Origin of the sequence: Devosia naphthalenivorans (assembly GCF_003056355.1) — a bacterium.
Taxonomy (GTDB): Bacteria; Pseudomonadota; Alphaproteobacteria; order Rhizobiales; family Devosiaceae; genus Devosia; species Devosia naphthalenivorans.
On the sequence record NZ_PYVW01000012.1, the window covers coordinates 39,827 to 60,382 of the forward strand.

15 protein-coding genes are annotated in these 20,556 nt (G+C 61.6%); 6 read left to right on the plus strand and 9 right to left on the minus strand.

Features of this window, described 5'->3' with window-relative positions:
- Positions 1 to 82 precede the first annotated feature (82 nt).
- The 3 genes from C8264_RS14710 to C8264_RS22210 are packed head-to-tail and all read right to left on the minus strand — an operon-like array spanning position 83 to position 5,893.
- Entirely contained in the window at positions 83 to 3,550 is a 3,468-nt protein-coding gene (locus C8264_RS14710) for an error-prone DNA polymerase (RefSeq protein ID WP_108461730.1), read from the minus strand.
- A complete protein-coding gene (locus tag C8264_RS14715) occupies positions 3,547 to 5,202 on the minus strand; it encodes a Y-family DNA polymerase (protein ID WP_162783671.1) in 1,656 nt (551 codons plus the stop codon). Before C8264_RS14715 ends, C8264_RS14710 begins: the two co-directional genes overlap by 4 nt.
- On the minus strand, positions 5,087 to 5,893 hold the full coding sequence (locus C8264_RS22210) for a hypothetical protein (protein ID WP_162783672.1): 807 nt from the start codon (positions 5,891 to 5,893) through the stop codon (positions 5,087 to 5,089). The genes C8264_RS14715 and C8264_RS22210 overlap by 116 nt, the downstream gene beginning before the upstream one ends.
- Before the next feature lie 244 nt (positions 5,894 to 6,137).
- Between C8264_RS22210 and C8264_RS14725 the strand changes: the two genes are divergently transcribed.
- Positions 6,138 to 6,575, plus strand: coding sequence for a tellurite resistance TerB family protein (locus C8264_RS14725; RefSeq protein WP_108461733.1), 438 nt, complete (start codon positions 6,138 to 6,140; stop codon positions 6,573 to 6,575).
- A 46-nt stretch (positions 6,576 to 6,621) separates the two neighbouring features.
- On the opposite strand, the gene C8264_RS14730 is transcribed toward C8264_RS14725, so the two are convergent.
- Entirely contained in the window at positions 6,622 to 7,167 is a 546-nt protein-coding gene (locus C8264_RS14730; RefSeq protein WP_108461734.1) for a hypothetical protein, read from the minus strand.
- A 114-nt stretch (positions 7,168 to 7,281) separates the two neighbouring features.
- Between C8264_RS14730 and ppa the strand changes: the two genes are divergently transcribed.
- The 5 genes from ppa (at position 7,282) to C8264_RS14755 (ending at position 13,450) form a co-directional block, all read left to right on the plus strand.
- Complete coding sequence (ppa, locus tag C8264_RS14735) at positions 7,282 to 7,815, plus strand: inorganic diphosphatase (protein WP_108461735.1); 534 nt, start codon at positions 7,282 to 7,284, stop codon at positions 7,813 to 7,815.
- A gap of 93 nt (positions 7,816 to 7,908) precedes the next feature.
- Positions 7,909 to 9,258, plus strand: a complete 1,350-nt coding sequence (locus C8264_RS14740) for a serine hydrolase (protein ID WP_162783673.1) — start codon at positions 7,909 to 7,911, stop codon at positions 9,256 to 9,258.
- The gene (locus C8264_RS14745) at positions 9,255 to 9,860 is read left to right on the plus strand and encodes a chloramphenicol phosphotransferase CPT family protein (RefSeq protein ID WP_108461737.1); all 606 of its coding nucleotides are present in this window, start codon (positions 9,255 to 9,257) and stop codon (positions 9,858 to 9,860) included. The genes C8264_RS14740 and C8264_RS14745 overlap by 4 nt, the downstream gene beginning before the upstream one ends.
- Before the next feature lie 173 nt (positions 9,861 to 10,033).
- A complete protein-coding gene (locus tag C8264_RS14750) occupies positions 10,034 to 12,178 on the plus strand; it encodes a sodium-translocating pyrophosphatase (protein ID WP_108461738.1) in 2,145 nt (714 codons plus the stop codon).
- Positions 12,179 to 12,436: 258 nt separating this feature from the next.
- Positions 12,437 to 13,450 carry an HWE histidine kinase domain-containing protein gene (locus C8264_RS14755; RefSeq protein WP_108461739.1) on the plus strand — a complete coding sequence of 338 codons (1,014 nt, stop codon included), beginning with the start codon at positions 12,437 to 12,439 and terminating at the stop codon, positions 13,448 to 13,450.
- Here the strand turns inward: C8264_RS14755 and C8264_RS14760 are convergent.
- The 5 genes from C8264_RS14760 to C8264_RS14780 form a co-directional block, all read right to left on the minus strand.
- Positions 13,432 to 13,722: a YggT family protein gene (locus tag C8264_RS14760; RefSeq protein WP_108461740.1), complete on the minus strand. Its 291-nt coding sequence runs from the start codon at positions 13,720 to 13,722 to the stop codon at positions 13,432 to 13,434. The genes C8264_RS14755 and C8264_RS14760 overlap by 19 nt on opposite strands.
- Before the next feature lie 290 nt (positions 13,723 to 14,012).
- Positions 14,013 to 14,621 (minus strand): DedA family protein, encoded by a 609-nt coding sequence (locus C8264_RS14765; RefSeq protein ID WP_108461741.1) that lies wholly within the window; start codon positions 14,619 to 14,621, stop codon positions 14,013 to 14,015.
- Positions 14,622 to 14,778: 157 nt separating this feature from the next.
- Positions 14,779 to 16,593 carry a translational GTPase TypA gene (gene typA, locus C8264_RS14770; RefSeq protein WP_108461742.1) on the minus strand — a complete coding sequence of 605 codons (1,815 nt, stop codon included), beginning with the start codon at positions 16,591 to 16,593 and terminating at the stop codon, positions 14,779 to 14,781.
- A 207-nt stretch (positions 16,594 to 16,800) separates the two neighbouring features.
- The gene (locus C8264_RS14775; protein WP_108461743.1) at positions 16,801 to 18,930 is read right to left on the minus strand and encodes an EAL domain-containing protein; all 2,130 of its coding nucleotides are present in this window, start codon (positions 18,928 to 18,930) and stop codon (positions 16,801 to 16,803) included.
- A 304-nt stretch (positions 18,931 to 19,234) separates the two neighbouring features.
- Positions 19,235 to 20,458: an argininosuccinate synthase gene (locus C8264_RS14780; RefSeq protein ID WP_108461744.1), complete on the minus strand. Its 1,224-nt coding sequence runs from the start codon at positions 20,456 to 20,458 to the stop codon at positions 19,235 to 19,237.
- Positions 20,459 to 20,556 lie beyond the last annotated feature (98 nt).

A 20,556-nucleotide genomic window follows, 5' to 3' on the forward strand; every position in this document is an offset into this window, starting at 1 on the left:
CGCCCGCCTTTGCTCAAGAAGGGTGAACAGGTGCTTAATGGTTGATGCACAAAGAAGGATGATTGTGCCGGCGGGTTGATCTTTAATGAAAATTGCGCCCACCCGGCAGCGAGGCATAAGCGCGGCGGCGCGCCAGCTCGATTTCCCGCAGGGCGATGCGATCCTGGGTCTGGCTGCCGGCCGGTCCCGATTTACCCTCGTCCGCTCGCGCCAGCACTTTGTCCCCGATTTCGGCACCATTGCTGACTTCGAGCAATTGCGGGGTCATGTCGGTGAGTTGCTCGGCGATGATGTGGATGACAAGACCTTCGCGCTGCAACTGGCCGCGGACCGCCAGCATGCGGGAACCCAGCACCGTCTTGCGATTGGCTTCGAACACTTTTGGCCAGATAACGATATTGGCAATGCCGGTCTCGTCCTCCAGCGTGGCAAAGATCACTCCGCTCGCCGTCCCCGGACGCTGCCGCACCAACACCAGCCCCGCCACCTCGATGCGATGGCCCGGCGTGACCTGCCCCAGATGATCCGACCGCGTAACACCCCGCCGTTCAAGCCATGGCCGCATGAACTGCACGGGATGGCCCTTGAGGGAAAAGCTCAGGGTCGAATAATCGTGGATCACTTCTTCACCGGGCAGCATTTTGGGCAGGCCCGCCTCCAGGTCGGCCGCGGTCTTGACACGCCCGGCTGCCTCGAACAGCGGCAGCGTATCGGCACCATGCGTACCAACCAGACCCTTGACCGCCCAAAGCGCCTCGCGGCGGGACAGGCCGAGCGATGCAAAAGCATCGGCTCGTGCAAGCTTTTCCAGGGTCGCTATGGAAACACCGGTACGCAGCCACAGATCGCGCACCGAGTCATAGCCCCGGCCGCGCCGGGCGACGATGATGTTCACATCCGCCTCCGGCACGCCAATGGCTTGAGAAAAGCCGAGCCGGATTGCCTTGTTGGAATGAATGTCACCTGCCATATCGGCATGCTGCGACCAGAGATGATCCCGCGCCCAGCGCCTATTACCGTTCTCATCCACGCAATCTTCCAGCACGCATTCGAGGTCCGAGAGATTGACATCGACCTCTCGCACTTCGACGCCATGCTCGATGGCGTCCCGGATGATTTGGCTGGGGGCGTAAAAACCCATCGGCTGGCTGTTGAGCAACGCACAGGCGAAGACATCCGGATAATGGCATTTGAGCCAGCAGGAGGCATAAACCAGCAAGGCGAATGATGCCGCATGGCTCTCGGGAAAACCGTATTCGGCAAAGCCCTGGATCTGGGCGAAGCTGGCCTTGGCGAAATCCAGATCATATTTGTTGGCAATCATGCCGGCGATGAACTCGTCACCGAATTGCGCGATTTTGCCGGTCCGCCGCCAGGCCGCCATGGCTCGGCGCAATTGGTCGGCCTTGCCCGCCGAGAACCCAGCGCCGACAATGGCGATCTGCATCGCCTGCTCCTGAAACAGCGGAATGCCCAAGGTGCGGTGCAGCACAGCCTTGAGCTTCTCGCTGGGATATCTGACCTCTTCCAGCCCTTGCCGCCGCTTCAGATAGGGATGGACCATGCCTCCTTGAATCGGCCCCGGTCTGACAATGGCAACCTCAATGACGAGATCGTAGAATTTGTTTGGTTTGAGGCGTGGCAGCATCGACATTTGCGCCCGGCTTTCGATCTGGAACACCCCGATCGTGTCGGCGCGGTGCGTCATGGCATAAACCCGTTCCTTGGCGAACTGGCCCTTGCCATTCTCCTCGGCCAGCAGTTCGGTCAGCGCCGGCTTTTTCCCGTAATGCACTTGCATCAGCTCGAAACCACGCCGCAGGCAACTCAGCATGCCCAGCGCCAGGATATCGACCTTGAGAATGGCCAGGGCATCGATATCGTCCTTGTTCCATTCGATGATCTGCCGGCTTTCCATCGCCGTCTTGCCGATGGGAACGAGACTTTCGAGAGAATCGCGGGTGATGACGAAGCCGCCGACATGCTGGCTGAGATGGCGCGGAAAACCGCGCAGAACCTTGATCACCTCGAACATCTGCGCCAGGGCCGGATCATCCGGGCTCAGGCCGATCTTGGTCATTTCGGCCAGACCCAGTTTGGAGCCCCATCCCCAATGCAACTGGTTGAGAGCTGCCACGGTGTCGTCGGAAACGCCGAACACCTTGGCAGTCTCGCGAATGGCGCTCTTGGAGCGGTAGGAGATGACGTTGGCCGTCAGCCCGGTGCGCTTGCCGCCATATTTCTTGTAGACATACTGCATCACCTCCTCTCGCCGTTCATGCTCGAAATCGACGTCGATATCGGGCGGCTCGTCGCGTTCGGTGGAGATGAAGCGGCCAAAGACCAGATTGGCGTTTTCGGGGTCGACCTCCGTAATTTCAAGGCAGAAGCAGACGGTGGAATTTGCCGCCGATCCACGCCCTTGGCACATGATTTTGCGCTCGTAGCGGGCATACCTGACGATGTCGTGCACCGTCAGGAAATAGGCCGCATAGCCCTTGTAGGCAATGAGGCAGAGTTCGGACCACAGGCTGCGTTTTAGCTTATCGGAAAGACCTCGGGGATATCGCTTCGCCGCTCCCTCCCAGGTCAGCCGTTCCAGCGTCTGCTGCGCCGTTTCGCCATCGCCTATGGTTTCCTCGGGGTAATTGTATTTAAGCTGGTCGAGGCTGAAGTCGATGCGGCCAATGAAGCGCCCAGTTTCGGCGATGGCATCGGGATGCTCGCGGAACAGCCTGGCCATCTCGTCGGCCGGCTTCAGATGCCGCTCGGCATTGGCGGCAAGGCGCCAACCGGCGGTTTCCAGCGTTAGATGTTCGCGGATACAAGTCACTACATCCTGCACCATCCGGCGGTTGGGCTCGTGATAGAGCACGTCGTTGGTCGCGATCATCCTGGCGCGGTGAACTTGGGCCAGCTCGTTTATCCGGTTGAGGCGAGCCCGGTCCTGACCGTCAAAGCGTGGTGCAGCAGCCACCCAGACTCGCTCGGGCGCTAGCCGCGACAGCGTATCGAGGGTCTGCGCCGTCAGCGGCCAGTTCGTCTCGTCGGGCACCAGGATGAAGAGTTGGCCCTGTGCATAATTTTCCGAAGGTCCCTGTTCGTTGGTCGCAGCCGGGCCGCCCGATCCAAACAAATCGCTGAAGAACAGCTTGGGATTGCCCTTTTCGCCGCGTTGGTTGCCAACGGTGAGCAGCTTGCACAGCCGTCCATAGGCCACCCGGGTGGTGGGATAGGCGATGATGTCGGGCGTTCCATCGGCGAAACAGAGCCGCACCCCTACGAGGTAGCGGAAATCGGGAAAGAGCTTCTTGTCCCGATCGCGCACGACCACATAGGCCCGCACCACGCCGGCAAAGCTGTTGCGGTCGCAGAGACCCATTGCCGTCATGCCCATCTGCATGGCGGCCGAAACCAGCTCTTCGGGATGTGATCCACTCCTGAGAAAGGAGAAATTGCTGGTGGTGATGAGTTCGGCAAAGCCGGCTTGCTGACGCGGCAGTGGCGTTCGGCTTCTGGCTGATGGATCAAAGGGAACGATCTGGCTCATGCGAAAAATCCATGCAGGTACCAGACCGCCGGCTCGCCTTGCTGGTGAAAGCCGCGCCGGTAGATCCAGAAGCGACGGCCGGCAGCGTCTTCGACGACGTAGTAATCCCGCGTCACGGCATCGGGCTCGAACAGGGCGAGGTCAGGAATATAGGGCGGCTCCTCGCCCTTTTTTGGCTTCTCCAATGGCACCAATTGCAGGCGTTGACCGCTGCGCCACCATTCGGCGCCCAGCCGCTCGGGACCGGAGGCCCTTTCGATCTTGTAGCTTTCGCGCCGCCAGATCATCGAGGCGGGCAGGCCCTCGGGCACTTCGGCATTGATCGCGACCATTTCCGGCACCGGCAACAAGCGCAGCGGCCGGGCCGGGATGGGCCAGCCTGCACGAGGCACATTGACCGCAGCCAGCGCCGGCACGAGGCGCGCAGCCCGCTCGGGGATATGACTCTCGACCAGTTGCGTCCTGAGCACCGCCATGGCGCCGAGACGGCTGCTCATCCGGTCATTGAGCTGGTCGAGATCCTCGGCAACGCCCTGATGCGAGAAGGCGCCCAGTTGCACCGCATCGAGCTGGGATACCGAACTTACTGCCAGCCGGATCATGTCGATGCCGAAGCCGGCGTCGTATTCCCCCTCCAGCCGTTCGGAGCGGTTGGAAAAGAGCTTGGTGATATGCTCGGGATCGCGCGTCAGCCGCGCCGAATTGACCGACAGCGCCATCACCTTGTGATCGACACGATAGAGGAAGAGATGGAAGGCCTGCCCGCCCTGCCCTTCGGCCTCAAGACGGATGGAAAGCTGGATGGCCAGGTCATGGCAGGTCATGAGCACATCGTCCATCAGCCCGATCGGATCGGCGAAGCGCCGTTCGGCATAGCGCTCGGCCATGGGCAGGCGCGGCGTCATCCGCTCTTCGATATGGCCAAGGGCCTGGTCGAGTCGCTGCAGCAGGGACAGGCCGAACCGCGCCTGTAGCGGCTTGCGTTCACGCGGCCGCAACTGGCCGATGGTCTTGAGCCCCATCTGCGTGAGGCCCGCGATCTGGGCTGGGGTCAGCCGCAGCGCATGGACCGGCAATCCATCGAGAATGGCTTCGAGATCGGTCCGCTCGACCACCTGGCTGCGGGCGAAATGGCTGACCCCCCAGGCCGCCCCGATAGTGGGCGCAATGGCGCCGGCCACCGTATAGCCGAGATCGCGCAGCCGGCTCAGCAGGAGGCGCAGCATGGGCCGTTCGCCACCGAAAAGGTGGGCCACCCCGGTAATGTCGAGCACCAAATCGCCGAAACCGCTCACATCGCTCATCACCGAAACCAGCGGGCTGGCATTGGAGTGCCAGTCGGCAAAATCGGCAAAGGCGGCCTCCAGCAACGGGCGATCCATTTCGAGCACGGTGAGATCGGGCACCATGGCGCGCGCATCGGCCAGGTTCTGCCCCACTCTGAGCCCGCATCGCGCCGCCTCGGCATCGACTGCCGCCAGCCGCAGCCCGCCCTTGATGCGCTCATAGAGTACCAGTGGTGACTTGAGCTGGATGTCACGCCGTTTGAGATAATCCGTCGGCCAGCTGGGCAGGAACAATACGAGGAAGCGGCGCTCCCCCGGCATGCCGGTCTGCACCGCGGCGCTGAGCAGTGAATGTTGCGAATCCATTTTCCGTCCACCCCAGCACAAATTCGGTCTGGTTCTTGATGATGGCCCCCTTTTCCAGCTGCGCGCGCCAGCGCAGCGGGCCCGGCGCCTTTGCGTCGTAGCGTTTTTGCGCACTCTGATCGGGGGACAGGCGCCAGCGCAGATGCGCCGCGCTTGCCTGGCGCCCCTGCCCGTAGCGCAACAGGAAGATCGAGCCTCCCGTGGCGGCGGAGCGCATGCTGAGGCGACGGCTGGCGGTGAAATCGAGCAATCTGGAATGGCTGCCGATATCGGCCACCACCGCCGCCACGGCCCGGCAGGCAATGGCTTCCTCGGCAGCCCAGAGCAGTTCGGCCATGCTGGCAGCCCGCACGAATACCAGTGCATCCGGATCGAAGCCAAAGCTCAGCAGCCCCGGACCATAAGGCATGCCCAGCTTCTGCGCTTCGTCGGCCAGTTGCAGGTAGACAACCGCCAGCCGCTGCTCGGTGAGCAGCCCCTTGGCCTGGCCCAAGGCAAAGCCGAGCAGCGCACCGGCATTGCGGCGCTCATCGGTGAACATTTCCTGCAGCAGCCCGCCGGCCAGCACGGGGAATTCACCGGGCTGATGTTCCACCAAAGCCCGTGCCTCAGCCAAGGCAGGCTTGCGCTCGATATTGGCAATACTATCCCGCAGCGCGGCAAGGCGCTGTTGCCGATCGGACAAGGTCATCGTGTCGACCTTCCTGCTGTGAACAAAACAGGAACATCTAGACTCCGAATCTCAGAGGAGTCGAGTCATTTTTGTGACGCCAAGCTGTTGCCCATAGGCACCAATCGCGGTCAAGACCGCGTGAGTCCCGGCTTTGCACCATTGAGGAAATCGCTGCGGCTGCTAACTCTGAGCCAAGCCTTTCCGCCCGGACGGCCTAAGCCACATCGCTGATTCTGCCGCTCCGTTCAAGGAAGTCTGCCCCATGTTTGAGGCCATTACCCGTCTGTTCAACAAGCCCGAAGCGGCGCTCTCCAGCCAGGATCCAAAGCTTGCCGTTGCGGTGCTTCTGGTCCACTTGGCTTCGGTCGATGGGCAGATGAAGGACGAAGAGCGCAAGACCATCCGCGGGGCCCTGGTCGACCACTATGAACTCGATGAAGCCAGCGTCGACCGGCTGATCAAGGAAGCCGCGCTCCGGGACGCCGAAGCGGTGGATTTTTACCGCTTCACCTCGGCCTTGACCGCCCTTGAAATGGAAGACCGCATCGAGATCATCCGCATGATGTGGACGGTGGTTTTTTCCGACAACAAAAATCACGAACTCGAAGACAACATGGTCTGGCGCGTGGCCGAACTCATCGGCGTCTCCAGCCGCGACCGGACCGTTTTGCGCAACCAGATTGCCAAGGCACAGTCCTGATCCCTCAACAGACCTCATCCTGAGCCTGTCGAAGGCCTCCTGGCGCTTACCAGGCTTCGAACTTGCCGATGGTTTCAACCTCCTCACTCGCGCAATCGAAGTCGCCCGAGCTATCTGCTGCCTCCCGCGCCAGCTCGTTGGCATCGGGATTGGCCAGCGCGTCGATATAGGCGATGTGGCAGGTATTGCCCTCGACCAGTTGCGTCACCACCAGAATCTGGCCCTTGTCCTCGCCGGTTTCCGGGTCCGCCGTGTGGTAGCGCACGATGGTCGCGATCGGCATCCAGCGGCCCATGGCATTGGTCAGGCGCCATTCGAGCTTGGGCCCCAAGCGGTTGAAAGGACCCAGTGTTTGTCCTCTGGGCTCGTTGTCGATGTTGAAACCATAGCGCAACGAAAAGCGCAAATCCCCTTCGCTGACCAGCAGCGGATAACCCTTGTAGCCCGGGCAGGACCAGGCGGAGCCGAAATCATCGGAGTCCAGCACCAGGCACTGATCGAGGTTGATATCGGTATAGGCGCTGGTAAAAGCTGCCTGTGCGGGCGCGGTCAGTGCTCCAGCCAGAAGTCCAACGGCAAGCAATTTGATCATCAAAACCTCGCTCCGATCAGCAGCCTTGCGCCAAACTGACTTGCCTTTGCGGCCTCAACTAGGCACAACGCCGCCCAATTATTGCCACCACGACCAACGGATTCCGAGCAACAAATGAACATTGACGCCATCCCCACCGGCAAGAACCCGCCCGACGATCTGAACGTCATCATCGAAGTGCCGCTGGGTGGCGAGCCGATCAAGTACGAAATCGACAAGGCCTCGGGCGCGCTGTTTGTCGACCGCTTCCTCTACACGCCCATGCGCTATCCCGGGAACTATGGCTTCGTTCCACACACCCTGTGCGGCGATGGCGATCCGCTCGACATCCTCGTCATGAATTCGCGCCCGCTGGTGCCTGGCGCTGTGGTGCGCTGCCGCCCCTTTGGCGTGCTGTTCATGGAAGACGATGGAGGCCAGGACGAAAAGATCCTTGCCGTGCCAGTTTCCAAGCTCACCCGCATGTATGACGCGGTCAAGGATATCGGCGACATGCAGGAAATCCAGATCGAGCGCGTGAAGCACTTCTTCACCCACTACAAGGATCTCGAGCCCGGCAAATGGGCCAAGATCTCCCATGTCGGCGGTTATGAGGACGCCAAGAAGGTGATCCTCGACTCCATCGAAATGTACAAGAACGCCCAATAGACCTGCCAATGAGGCGAGCGGCCAATGCGGCTCGCCTCATCCTTGCCGCATCTGGCTGTAACCTGCGCCGGGAGCAAATTCCCGGAGGCCCTCATGCGACACGCTCTTGCCTTGCTTGCTCTGCTGGTGCCCATGACGGCAGCGTTCGCGCAGGATGCCGCCCAGATCCTCTCCGACCGCGTCGAGCGCGACCAGCAGGGCGTCGGCATTGTTGCTGCCACCATCGAGAATGACACGCCGGTGTTCACCAGCATTGGCATGGCTGATGCCAATGGGGAAACCCCGGTCGATGAAACCACGCTCTTCGAGATCGGCTCGATCAGCAAGCTGTTCGGCAGTCTGCTGCTGGCGCAGATGGTGCTCGACGGCACGATGGAGCTTGAGGCGCCTGTCGCGAACTACCTTCCCGAAGGCACCAAGCTCCCCCAATTCGAAGGCCAGCCGATCACGCTGTTCGATCTGGCGACCCACAGCGCTGGCCTACCGTCCATTCCGCCCGATCTGGGTACAGCCGATCCGCTGAACCCCTATGCCGGCTATGGCGCCGAACCATTCTATGCGTTTCTGGCAGAATTTACCCTGCCGCACGCCCCGGGTACCGAGTTCGAATATTCCAATACCGGCGCAGTGTTGCTGGCCGAAGCCATCAGCCATACGGCAGGCAAGCCTTATGCCGAACTCGTCAGGGAGCGTATCCTCGATCCCCTCGGCATGACCGATACGTCGCTTGAAGCCAGCGACCCGCTGCGCCTGGCTGGCGGCCATGACCGTGCAGGCAATCCCGTGCCCCATTGGGAATTCGATATCTTCGCCCCGGCTGGCGGCTTTATTTCGACTGCCGCCGACCTCGCCAAATTCGCTGCGGCAGCCAGTGGCCAGCACGCAAGCCCGCTCGATGCCGCCTTTGCCTTGATGCTTGAGGACACCCGCCCCGCCGGTTCGCCGCGCATGAGCATCGGGCTTGGCTGGATGCTTCTGCAGCACGACAATGGCACCACTGTCTGGCACAACGGCATCACAGGCGGGTTCAACAGTTTCATCGGCTTTGATCGGGAAACCAGGAAGGCTGTCGTGGTGCTCGCCAATTCCGTTACCCAGACAGGTATCGAGGATATCGGCTTTCACCTGATCGACGAGAATGCCGCGCTGGCGCCGCAACCCCAGCCACGAGAGGCCATCGAGATCGATCCGGCGCTATTGCAGGATTTTGTCGGCACCTATGAGCTTGGTCCGGAGTTTTCCATCGCCGTGACGGCTGAAGACGGCCAGTTGTTTATCCAGGCGAGCGGCCAGCAACGTCTCGAAGCCTTCCCCGAATCGCAAACCAAGTTCTTCCTCAGGCAAGTGGACGCCCAGATCAGTTTCGAACGGAGCGAGGACGGCACCGTAACCGGCCTCGTCCTGCATCAGAACGGGCAGGACATTCCCGGGCGCAAGAAATGAGCGGCCGCATCGTCATCCTCAACGGCGTGCCGCGCTCCGGTAAATCCACTATCGCCCGCGCCGTGCAGGACAAGTTGGCTGGCAACTGGATCAATCTTGGCGTCGATGTCGCCAGTATGGCCTTGCCACCGGCTCTCCGTCCCGGCATCGGGCTGCGCCCGGGCGGTGAGCGGCCCGACCTTGAGCCGCATATACCCAGCCTCTATTTCGCCCTTTACGATTCGATAGCAGCCCATGCCCGGCTCGGCTTCGACGTCGTGGCCGATCTTGGCCACCATGACAGCTACTCCCGGTCCCTCGGGATCTTGCCGGGCTGCGCCCGTCGTCTGGCTGGCTTTAGCGTGCTGTTTGTGGGCGTTCGCTGCCCGCTTGACGTCATCATGGCAAGGCGCAATGCCGATCCGCAGAATGGTTTTTATGCCAGCGGCGAAGGGGTGCCCGAGCCGGTGCAGCGCTGGCAGGATGCCGTGCATATGCCCGGCATTTATGATCTGGAACTCGATACGTCGCTGCTCGATGCCGACCAATGCGTGCTGGAAATCGCCAACGCCCTCGGCGCCGCCCCGCGCCCCTCTGCCTTCCAGCGGCTTGCAGCCTCCTGACGACCCGTCAGCAGTCCCCCGCGACAAAACATCGCAATATCCATTGCTTAACCCCATAATCCCGCTAAGCTCCCTCCCTGGAGGGGGCTCTGCGAGGGTGGGCGCCATGCTGGTTGGAGGACCGGCTGGGTCCTGCATGGAGTCCCCGGAGGAAATCTAGAGGGACGTTTCGAATGACTTTGGCATTGTGGCTGATCGTTCTGTGCGGCGGTCTGTCTATCGTTTATGGCGTAATCACCACCCAACAATTGCTTGCTGCCGATGCCGGCAGCGCCCGGATGCAGGAAATCTCCGCCGCGGTGCGGGAAGGCGCATCGGCTTATCTCAAGCGGCAATACACCACCATCGCGATTGTCGGCGTTGTCATCCTGATCGCCGCCTTCTTCCTGCTCGGCATCTATGCAGCTATCGGCTTCCTGCTCGGTGCCGTCCTGTCTGGCGCCGCAGGTTTCATCGGCATGAACGTGTCCGTTCGCGCCAATGTCCGCGTGGCGCAGGCGGCGATATCCTCGCTGGGCAAGGGCCTAGACCTCGCCTTCAAGTCAGGCGCGGTTACCGGCATGCTGGTGGCAGGCCTCGGCCTGCTCGGCGTCACCCTCTACTTCATCGTTCTGACCCAGTTCCTGGGCTTCGCGTTCAATGACCGGGTGGTGATCGATTCCCTGGTCGCACTCAGCTTTGGCGCTTCGCTGATTTCCATCTTCGCCCGTCTGGGCGGCGGCATTTTCACCAAGGGTGCCGACGTGGGCGGCGACATGGTGGGCAAGGTCGAAGCCGGCATTCCCGAAGACGACCCGCGCAACCCGGCGACCATTGCCGATAACGTGGGTGACAATGTCGGCGACTGTGCCGGCATGGCCGCCGACCTCTTTGAAACCTATGTGGTGACCATCGTGGCTACCATGGTGCTGGCTGCCATCATCCTGCCCGATGCCTTCAAGCTGGCGGGCATGGTTTTGCCGCTGGCCATTGGCGGCGCCTGCGTCGTCACCTCGATCATCGGCACTTATTTCGTCAAGCTCGGTGCCGATAACAACATCATGGGCGCGCTCTACAAGGGCATCATCGCCACCGGCGTGCTCTCGCTGGTCGCCTTGCTGCCCGTGCTATGGATGGTATTCGGCGATCTCAACGTCGCCATCGAAGCCTCGGACAAAACCTTCACCCCATGGAGCCTGTTCTGGTGCGGCGTGGCGGGCCTCGTCATCACCGGGCTCATTATCGTCATCACCGAATATTACACCGGCACCAATCGGCGCCCGGTCAATTCCATCGCCGAAGCTTCGGTCACCGGCCATGGCACCAACGTGATCCAGGGCCTCGCGGTTTCGCTGGAATCCACCGCCCTGCCGGCGTTGGTCATCATCGCCGGCATTATCGTCACCTATAATCTTGCCGGCCTGTTCGGCATCGCCTTTGCCGTCGCAACCATGCTGGCGCTCGCCGGTATCGTCGTGGCGCTCGACGCATTTGGTCCCGTCACCGACAATGCCGGTGGCATCGCCGAAATGGCGGGCCTCGACAAGGAAGTGCGCCACAATACCGACGCACTGGACGCCGTTGGCAACACCACCAAGGCAGTGACCAAGGGTTACGCCATTGGTTCGGCCGGCTTGGGAGCCCTGGTGTTGTTCGCCGCCTATACGCAGGACTTGATCTACTTCTCGTCCCTGCCCGATGCACCTGCCATTTTCGCCGGCATGGGCACGCTGACCTTCTCGCTGGCTGACCCTTACGTGGTGGTTGGCCTGTTGTTTGGTGGCCTGCTGCCGTTCCTCTTTAGCGGCATGAGCATGACTGCTGTGGGCCGCGCAGCCCAATCCGTGGTGGTAGAAGTACGCCGCCAGTTCAAGGAACGGCCCGGCATCATGGCTGGCACCGAAAAGCCCGACTATGGCCGGGCGGTCGACATGCTGACCAAGGCCGCCATTCGCGAAATGATCGTGCCGAGCCTGCTTCCGGTGCTGTCGCCCATCGTCGTGTTCTTCGTGATCTACTGGATCGCGGGCGCGGCGGCAGGCTTCTCGGCTCTTGGCGCCATGCTGATGGGCGTGATCGTCACGGGCCTGTTCGTCGCCATCTCCATGACCGCAGGCGGCGGCGCCTGGGACAATGCCAAGAAGAGCTTTGAGGACGGCTTCACCGATTCGGCCGGCGTCACCCACCACAAGGGTGGGGACGCCCACAAGGCTTCAGTAACCGGCGACACCGTCGGCGATCCCTACAAGGATACGGCAGGCCCTGCCGTCAACCCGATGATCAAGATCACCAACATCGTGGCCCTGCTGCTCCTCGCAGTGCTGGCGCATCTGGGGTAGAGAGCACCGTAGTGCCTTTGCGTTGGCGGTAGCACCTTATCGCCACCGCCACCGAGCGGCACCTCCCCCTTGACGGGGGAGGTTGGGAGGGGGTGCGGGAAGCCTCGATATCGGGGCCATGCGACCCCACCATTGAACCCTCCCCGCAGAGGGTGCCGACTGAGAACCACGGCGCAGGAATAAGCCTCCCCGCCCCACAGTCGAGAAATATCTTCGCCTTGGTCTGACCCGCGCGGATCCGCGTGCTAGGGTAATCGCATGACTTCGACTCTGAACAGACTGCCCGATGACGAGGCTGGCTATGCTTTGGACAGTGCCGTCCTAGCCAGCGTGTTTGCGGCCTCGCGCGATTGCATTGCGGTATTCGATTCCGAGGGCAGGCTGCTGTTCATGAGCCCCATGGGCCGCAAGCTCCTTCAGGTCACCGACTGGGAAGCCCTCCGGCACTTGTCATGGGAGCAGTTCTGGCCCGAGCAGGCCCGGGATCATGCCCGTAAGGCTTTTGCAGCCGCACAAGCTGGTGGCACCGGAGAGTTTTCGGCGCCGCGCGAGGACTTCTCGGGCAATCCCCGCTTCTGGGATGTGCATGTCAGCCCGATTCCAGACGAGGACGGCGGACCCGGGCGAGTTCTGGTCGTCATGCGCGATCAGACGGACGCCTGGCGCAGGGAGCAGGAACGCCATCTCCTGAGCGCCGAGCTCAATCACCGCATGAAGAACCAGATGGCGGTGGTGCAGAGCATCGTCAACCAAACCCTGCGCGGCGCCTATCCGCTCGATACCGCCAAGAAAATGATCGCCACCCGGCTGGATGTGCTCGCCCGGGCCCATGACCTGTTGATGCACAGCGAAGGCGAGCGTGCGCCGCTGCGGGCGTTGGTCGATACGGCAACCCAGCTGCTGGACGGGCGGCGGGTTCTGGTATCGGGGCCGGACATTTTTCTGGCGCCCAAGTCAGCGCTATCGCTGTCGCTCATTCTGCACGAGCTATCCAGCAACGCCGTGGCGCATGGCGCTCACTCGGCGCCTGATGGCCGGGTCGAGATCAGCTGGGGCCACTGTGACATGGATGGCGCGCCGGCGTTCGAACTGCGCTTTGCTGAAAGCGGCGGACCGCCGGTCGCCCCGCCATCGGTCAGGGGTTTTGGCACGCGCCTGCTGCAAGGCGGCCTGTCCGGCTCAGCCAGCCAGGCCAATCTCGATTTCCATCCCGATGGGGTGCAGTTCCGCCTCGTGGCGGTGCTGACGTCCGATCAGAATACGTTGGGATAGATATAATAAATGATCACCCGTTCGATGAAGAACAGGATGATGAAGAGGATGATCGGGCTGAGGTCGAGCCCGGAAAAATTGGGCATCACGCGCCGGATCGGGCGCAGCACCGGCTCGGTCAGCTGATTGAGGATGCGCCACACCGATTCGACGAACTGATTGCGCGTGTTGATGACGTTGAACGAGATCAGCCAGCTCATGATGATCATGGCCAGCACCACCCACCAGTAGAGCTGCAGGATCAAAAGAATGATGTCGAGCACGGCGCGCATGGGCGTCTCCGGAACAAAGCTGGCAAATATCTAGTGGTTGACGGGGCTTGGGGCAAGAGCGCAGCCGGGAAACATCCGGGCCTCGTTCCGGTCGCACGGAACGAGGCCCAATGACTGCTTTGGTCCGGTACGCAAAACTACACTCTCCGGACATCGCTTTGGATTGCACGAACCATGCCAAGTTCGACCGTGAGGCAAACCGGGGAGCAGGTGTTAAGAGGCGGTGAATTTGCGCGATGCGCAGGTCAACATGCCTTGCAGAATGCAACGGCGCTTGCGAAATGCGAAAACTAGCCGATGTCCTTGATCGGCTTCCAGGTAACGAAGCGATATAGATAGATCACCACCGCCAGCACGACGACGCCGGTGGAAACCGGATCTACCCAGGCCTCAACGATGTGGTAGCTGGCCTTCAGCAGATAGCCCGACGCGGTGAGGATGGCGGTCCAGATCACCGTGCCGATGGCGGAGATCGCGAGAAATTGGCCGAACGGCATGGCGGCAAGCCCTGCCGGGACGGAAATCAGCGTACGAATGGCGGGGATCAGCCGGCCGATGAACACCGCCCAGATGCCGTGGCGCTTGAACCAGCGGTCGGCCTTGTCGATGTCGTCTTCGCTCAGCGTCGCGATGCGCCCCAGCTTGTTGCAGAGCCAAACGAACCGGTCGAGACCCAGCAGCCGCGCCGCGACATACCAGGCCGAAGTGCCGAGGAGCGAGCCCAGCGTGCCGGCAACCAGCACACCGATGGGGTTGAGCTGGCCATTGGCCGCGACATAGCCGGCGAACGGCATGATGAGCTCGGACGGGATGGGCGGGAAGATGTTCTCCGCCACCATCAGCAGGAAGATGCCCAGATAGCTCCACTGGGTGATGAGGCCGACGATGAATTCGCTCACGGCTGTTCTCCCGTTGCAGCGTCAACAACCGCGATGTCACCCCGGCGAAGGCCGGGGTCCATCCTGAGGTCCTGGGGCGCTCGGTGAACGCTGGGTCATCTCAGGGTGGATTCCGGCCTGCGCCGGAATGACATCATGTGTGTTGGTGGTCCTTGCCTTAAGCCGACTTGGAAGCGCGGCTCATGCGCTTGCGGTCATTGGGGTCGAGCCACATCTTGCGCAGGCGGATCGACTTGGGAGTGACCTCCACATATTCGTCGTCCGCGATGTAGCCGATCGACTGTTCCAGCGTCAGCTTCTTGGGCGTGGTCAGACGAACCGCCTCGTCCTTGCTGGTTGTGCGGATGTTGGTCAGCTGCTTGCCCTTGAGGGCGTTCACTTCCAGGTCGTTCTCACGGCTATGCTCGCCGATGATCATGCCTTCATAGATATCGACGCCAGCGTCGATCATGATCGGGCCGCGATCTTCCAGGTTCCACAGTGCGAAGGCCACCGCCTGGCCTGTACCGTTCGAGATCAGCACGCCGGTACGACGGCTGGCCAGTTCGCCCTTGAAGGGAGCGAATTCGTGGAACAGGCGGTTGAAGATGGCGGTGCCGCGGGTATCGCTCAGCAGTTCGGCCTGATAGCCGATCAGCGAACGGGTGGGAACCAGGAGGCGAATACGGGTGCGGCCAACGCCGGACGGGCGCATGTCGGTGAGTTCACCCTTGCGCTCGGTCAGCTTCTGGACCACGGCACCGGTGTGCTCGTCATCGACGTCGATGATGACTTCCTCGATCGGCTCGAGCTTCTGCCCGTTCTCTTCCTTGTACAAAACCTTCGGGCGGCCGATGGTCAGTTCGAACCCTTCGCGGCGCATGTTCTCGATCAGCACGGCCAACTGCAATTCGCCGCGGCCGGCAACGTCGAAGCTGTCATTGTCATCGCCGGGGGTCACGCGGATCGCTACATTGCCTTCGGCTTCGCGCATCAGGCGTTCGCGGATGACGCGCGACTGAACCTTGTCGCCTTCACGGCCGGCCAGCGGGCCGTCATTGATGCGGAAGGTGACCGACAGGGTCGGGGGATCGATCGGCTTGGAAGGGATCGGGGTCATGTTCTGCGGCACCGAGATGGTGTCGGCGACGGTGGTGGTTTCGAGGCCGGCAATGGCGACGATATCGCCGGCAAAGCCTTCTTCGATCGGATTGCGCTCAAGACCACGGAAGGCCAGTACCTTGGAGACGCGGCCCTTTTCGACGATCTTGCCTTCGCGGTTCAGCGTGTGGATGGCATCACCAGCCTTGACTGAACCCGAGAAGATGCGGCCGGTCAGGATGCGGCCCAGGAACGGGTTGCGCTCGATGGTGGTAACCAGCATGCGGAACGGGCCGGTTTCGACCTTTGGTTCGGGCACGTGCTCGATGACCTTGTCCAGTAGTGGCGCCAGGCTTTCGCGCGCGCCATCGGGCTCATTGGCCATCCAGCCGAGCTTGGCCGCGCCGTAGAGCACTGGGAAATCGAGCTGTTCGGGCGTGGCGTCGAGAGCGATGAAGAGGTCGAAGATTTCTTCGAGCACTTCGAGGTGACGCTCGTCGGACTTGTCGATCTTGTTGATGGCAACGATCGGACGCAGGCCCTGGGCCAGCGCCTTGCCGAGCACGAACTTGGTCTGGGGCATCGGGCCCTCGGCCGCGTCGACCAGCAGCACCACGCCATCGACCATCGACAGGATACGCTCGACTTCGCCGCCGAAGTCGGCGTGGCCGGGGGTGTCGACGATGTTGATGCGGGTATCTTTCCAGAGCAGGCTCGTGACCTTTGCCAGGATGGTGATGCCGCGCTCGCGTTCGATGTCGTTGCTGTCCATGGCGCGTTCTTCAACGCGCTCGTTCTCGCGGAACGAACCGGACTGCTTGAGCAGGACGTCGATCAGCGTGGTCTTGCCGTGGTCGACGTGGGCGATAATGGCGATATTGCGCAAGGACATTAAGAGAGATCAGCCTGGTTGGCATGATCCCAAAACCGGGTCCGCGTCTGGTGAGGCGGACTGCAACGGACGAACCATGCGGGAGTGAACGCACACCAGGTCCCGCAAACGCAGGAATGGCGCATTTGGCGGTGCATTACAGCAGAATACGATTTTTCACAAGCGCACAGGGCGCAAAGGTGGCTTGCGGAGTGGTGATGCGTGCTCTCAGGAGGCCTTCTTGCGCGCGACCTGCTTCTTGGCCGCTTCGGAATGCAGCAAATTGGCCAGCGACGCAGATGAGAGCGGCGGGGAAAACAGGAAGCCCTGTACTTCCGTGGCACCGTGAAGCCGCACCAGCGCCAATTGTTCTTCGGTTTCAACGCCCTCGGTGGTCGTCGTCATGCCAAGGCTGGTCCCCAGCCCGATGATCGCCTGGATAATGGCTTGGCTGTCGCGCCTTGTGGTGAGATCGGCCATGAAGGAGCGGTCGATCTTGATCTTGTCGAAGGGAAAAGATCGCAGATAACTCAACGAAGAATAGCCGGTTCCGAAATCGTCCATGGAGATGCGAACGCCCATGGCACGCAGTTCATGCAGCGCCCGCAGCGTCATCTCGTTTTCATTGAGCAGCAGGGATTCGGTGATCTCCAGTTCGAGCCGCGTGGCCGGCATCTTCGCTTCGAGCAGCGCGGCCCTGACGGCGGTGACCAGATCACGATTGCGGAACTGGATGGGCGAGAGATTGACCGCCACGCGCACGTCGCCCGGCCAGGTGGCCGCGGTCTGGAGCGCCTCGCGGAGTACCCACTCGCCGATCGCAACGATCAAACCGGTTTCTTCCGCAATCGGAATGAACTCGACCGGGGAGATAGTGCGCCCCTCGTGGTCCCAGCGCAGCAGGGCTTCAACGCAACTTACGCTGTTTTCCGCCAGCCCCAGCAGCGGCTGGTAAACCAGGCGCAACTCGTTCCGCTGCAGTGCAAGCCGCAAGCCTGCCTCGATGGAGCGCCGCTGCTGCAGCGCGGCATCCATGCCGCTCTCGAAGAAATGATAGGTCGAGCGCCCCTCGCTCTTGGCTTTGTAGAGCGCCAGGTCGGCATTCTTGACCAGGGTATCCGTCTTGACGCCATCGCCCGGACCCACGGCGATACCGACCGAAGCACCGATCTCGATCTGCTGCCCACCGATGAACATCGGCGCGCCGATTGCCTTGATGATGCGATCGGCGACCTTGGCGGCATCGCCCACGGCATCGACCGGACGCATCAGCAGGGCGAATTCGTCACCACCCAGCCGCGCCAGCACATCGGTCTCGCGCGTCGTGCCCCAGAGGCGGGCCGAAGCCTGCTTGATGACCTCGTCCCCCACGGCATGGCCCAGCGTGTCGTTGACCGCCTTGAAGTGATCGAGGTCGATATAGAGCACCGCCGCCATCTCGCCGCGGCTGAGTCCAGCCTCGGTCTTGGCCATCTGTTCGAGAAATTCGATGCGGTTGGGCAGATCGGTGAGCGCATCGTGCCGCGCCAGATGGCGGATACGCGCTTCGTTCTGCTTCTGCTCGGTAATGTCTTCGTGCGTCGAGACCCACCCCCCATCCTTCATCGGATGGTGCTGCATCATGATAATGCGGCCATTGAGCTCATGGACATTCTTGCCATATTCGCGCCGGGCAATGACGTCATTGCGCCAGGCAATATATTCTTCGCGCGTGCCGCTCGAACTCATGCCCACGTCAAACAAATGCCCCAGGATGTCCTTGAGCTGGGTACCAGGGCGTAGCAATTTCTCGGGCAGGTTGTAGATCCGGGCATAGGGCTCGTTGCAGATGACCAGGCGCCCGAGCCCATCCATCATGCAGAGGCCCTGCGAGATATTGTTGACCGCGGCGTCGAGCCGGATGTTCTGCCGTTCCAGCTCCAGCTTGCGCCGGTCCAGAATCTCGCTTTGGGCAAGCTCTTCGGTGATGTCTTCGTGGGTGATGACCCAGCCCAGCTCGGGCGAGTAGACATGGGCGCGTTCGATGGTCCGGTCGCCATGCACCACCTCGCGGCTCCTGGTCCGAATGCCGCTCCTGTTGGAGAGCAGCTCCTCGGTATAGGTTTCGTAAAAATCGTGGACGGTCTGGCCGGAGTGGTTACCCAAGGCGATGGAGAGTTCCACCACCTGCTCCAGGGTCATGCCGCGGCGGATGCGGGCTTTGGAGAAGCCGTAGATATCGCGCCAGTTCTTGTTCCACATGACGAGGCGAAACTGCGGCGACCAAACGCAAAAGCCATAGGGAATATTCTCGAGCGCAGCATCGAGCAGCAACGCCTCAGCCTTTTCACCCAAGCTGCCTGCGTCTTCCGCTTGCACCCGATATTCCCCCGCCTTTGCTTCTGCGTGACGCAGGGAGTGACGCTAGTGTGTTCCCGTTAACGAGCCATGAAGGGGCAGGCAGCCAGATGCCATCGGCCGCAGTCCCCTCCGCGCCACTCGCCTTCACCGCGTCATTCTTCCACCCACCACGCTGTTCCTTCACCCGCCATGTCATTCCTTCACCACCATGTCATTCCCGCGAAAGCGGGAATCCCACTTCATTCGAGGGCAAAGCGGGATTCCCGCTTTCGCGGGAATGACGCCGATGTCGAATAGGTGAGTGAAAGCGACTGCAGAATAGCTACCGCCCGGCCTTGCTGTTGCGGGCGGCCCAGGTCTTGAGCCGCAGCCCATTGAGCCGGATGAAGCCTTCGGCATCGTGATGGTCATAGGCCACTGCACCCTCTTCGAAGGTCACGAGGTCCATCGAATAAAGCGAATAGGGCGAGGTGCGCGCAATCACATTGGCCGAGCCCTTGTAGAGCTTGACACTGACTTCACCCGCCACGAACTCCTGGGACTTGTCGATCAGCGCCTGCAGCATTTCGCGCTCGGGCGAGTACCAGAAGCCGTTGTAGATCAGCTCGGCATATTTGGGCATCAACTCATCCTTGAGATGGGCTTCACCACGATCCAGCGTGATCGATTCAATGCCGCGACGCGCCGCCAGCAGGATCGTGCCGCCGGGCGTTTCATAAAGGCCGCGCGACTTCATGCCGACAAAGCGGTTTTCCACCAGGTCGAGCCGGCCGACGCCGTGCTTGCCGCCCAGCTCGTTGAGCTTGGTGAGCAATTCCGCGGGCGACAGCGCCTCGCCATTGATCGAGATCGGATCGCCCTTTTCAAAACCGATGGTGATGATCTCGGGGGTGTCTGGCGCCTGCTCGGGATCGACCGTGCGCTGGGCGACATAATCGGGCGCTGGCACAGCCGGATCTTCCAGCACCATGCCTTCAGAAGATGTGTGCAGCAGGTTCGCATCGACCGAGAACGGTGCTTCGCCGCGCTTGTCCTTGGCGATCGGGATCTGGTTCTTTTCGGCATAACTCAGCAGCGCCGTGCGCGATCGCAGATCCCATTCGCGCCATGGCGCAATGACCCTGAGGCCCGGCATCAGCGCATTGGCAGTCAGCTCGAACCGAACCTGGTCATTACCCTTGCCGGTGGCGCCATGGGCGATGGCGTCAGCGCCGGTTTCACGGGCGATATCGACCAGGTGCTTGGCAATGACCGGCCGGGCGATGGAGGTGCCGAGCAGGTATTGGCCTTCGTAAAGGGCATTGGCGCGGAACATCGGGAACACGAAATCGCGCACGAATTCCTCGCGCAGGTCGACCACGCGAATGTCCTTGATGCCGAACATTTCGGCCTTGCGGCGCGCCGGCTCGAGTTCTTCGCCCTGGCCCAGATCGGCCGTGAAGGTGATGATCTCGGCCTGGTAATGTTCCTGCAGCCACTTGAGCATGATGGAAGTGTCGAGGCCGCCCGAATAGGCCAGCACGATTTTCTTGATGTCTTTTGCCATGATCTTTTGCGCTTTTCGTGGGACACCCGCGCCGCGGGCCGGAAATCGGGCGCACCCTAGTCAGGTGTGGCCTTGCGTGCAATTGTTGGCGCAAGAGA

Coding starts and splice junctions, on each gene's coding strand:
- C8264_RS14710 (WP_108461730.1), bottom strand. CDS start 3,550: ATGAGCCAGATCGTTCCCTTTGATCCATCAGCCAGAAGCCGAACGCCA.
- C8264_RS14715 (WP_162783671.1), bottom strand. CDS start 5,202: ATGGATTCGCAACATTCACTGCTCAGCGCCGCGGTGCAGACCGGCATG.
- C8264_RS22210 (WP_162783672.1), bottom strand. CDS start 5,893: ATGACCTTGTCCGATCGGCAACAGCGCCTTGCCGCGCTGCGGGATAGT.
- C8264_RS14725 (WP_108461733.1), top strand. CDS start 6,138: ATGTTTGAGGCCATTACCCGTCTGTTCAACAAGCCCGAAGCGGCGCTC.
- C8264_RS14730 (WP_108461734.1), bottom strand. CDS start 7,167: ATGATCAAATTGCTTGCCGTTGGACTTCTGGCTGGAGCACTGACCGCG.
- ppa (WP_108461735.1), top strand. CDS start 7,282: ATGAACATTGACGCCATCCCCACCGGCAAGAACCCGCCCGACGATCTG.
- C8264_RS14740 (WP_162783673.1), top strand. CDS start 7,909: ATGCGACACGCTCTTGCCTTGCTTGCTCTGCTGGTGCCCATGACGGCA.
- C8264_RS14745 (WP_108461737.1), top strand. CDS start 9,255: ATGAGCGGCCGCATCGTCATCCTCAACGGCGTGCCGCGCTCCGGTAAA.
- C8264_RS14750 (WP_108461738.1), top strand. CDS start 10,034: ATGACTTTGGCATTGTGGCTGATCGTTCTGTGCGGCGGTCTGTCTATC.
- C8264_RS14755 (WP_108461739.1), top strand. CDS start 12,437: ATGACTTCGACTCTGAACAGACTGCCCGATGACGAGGCTGGCTATGCT.
- C8264_RS14760 (WP_108461740.1), bottom strand. CDS start 13,722: ATGCGCGCCGTGCTCGACATCATTCTTTTGATCCTGCAGCTCTACTGG.
- typA (WP_108461742.1), bottom strand. CDS start 16,593: ATGTCCTTGCGCAATATCGCCATTATCGCCCACGTCGACCACGGCAAG.
- C8264_RS14780 (WP_108461744.1), bottom strand. CDS start 20,458: ATGGCAAAAGACATCAAGAAAATCGTGCTGGCCTATTCGGGCGGCCTC.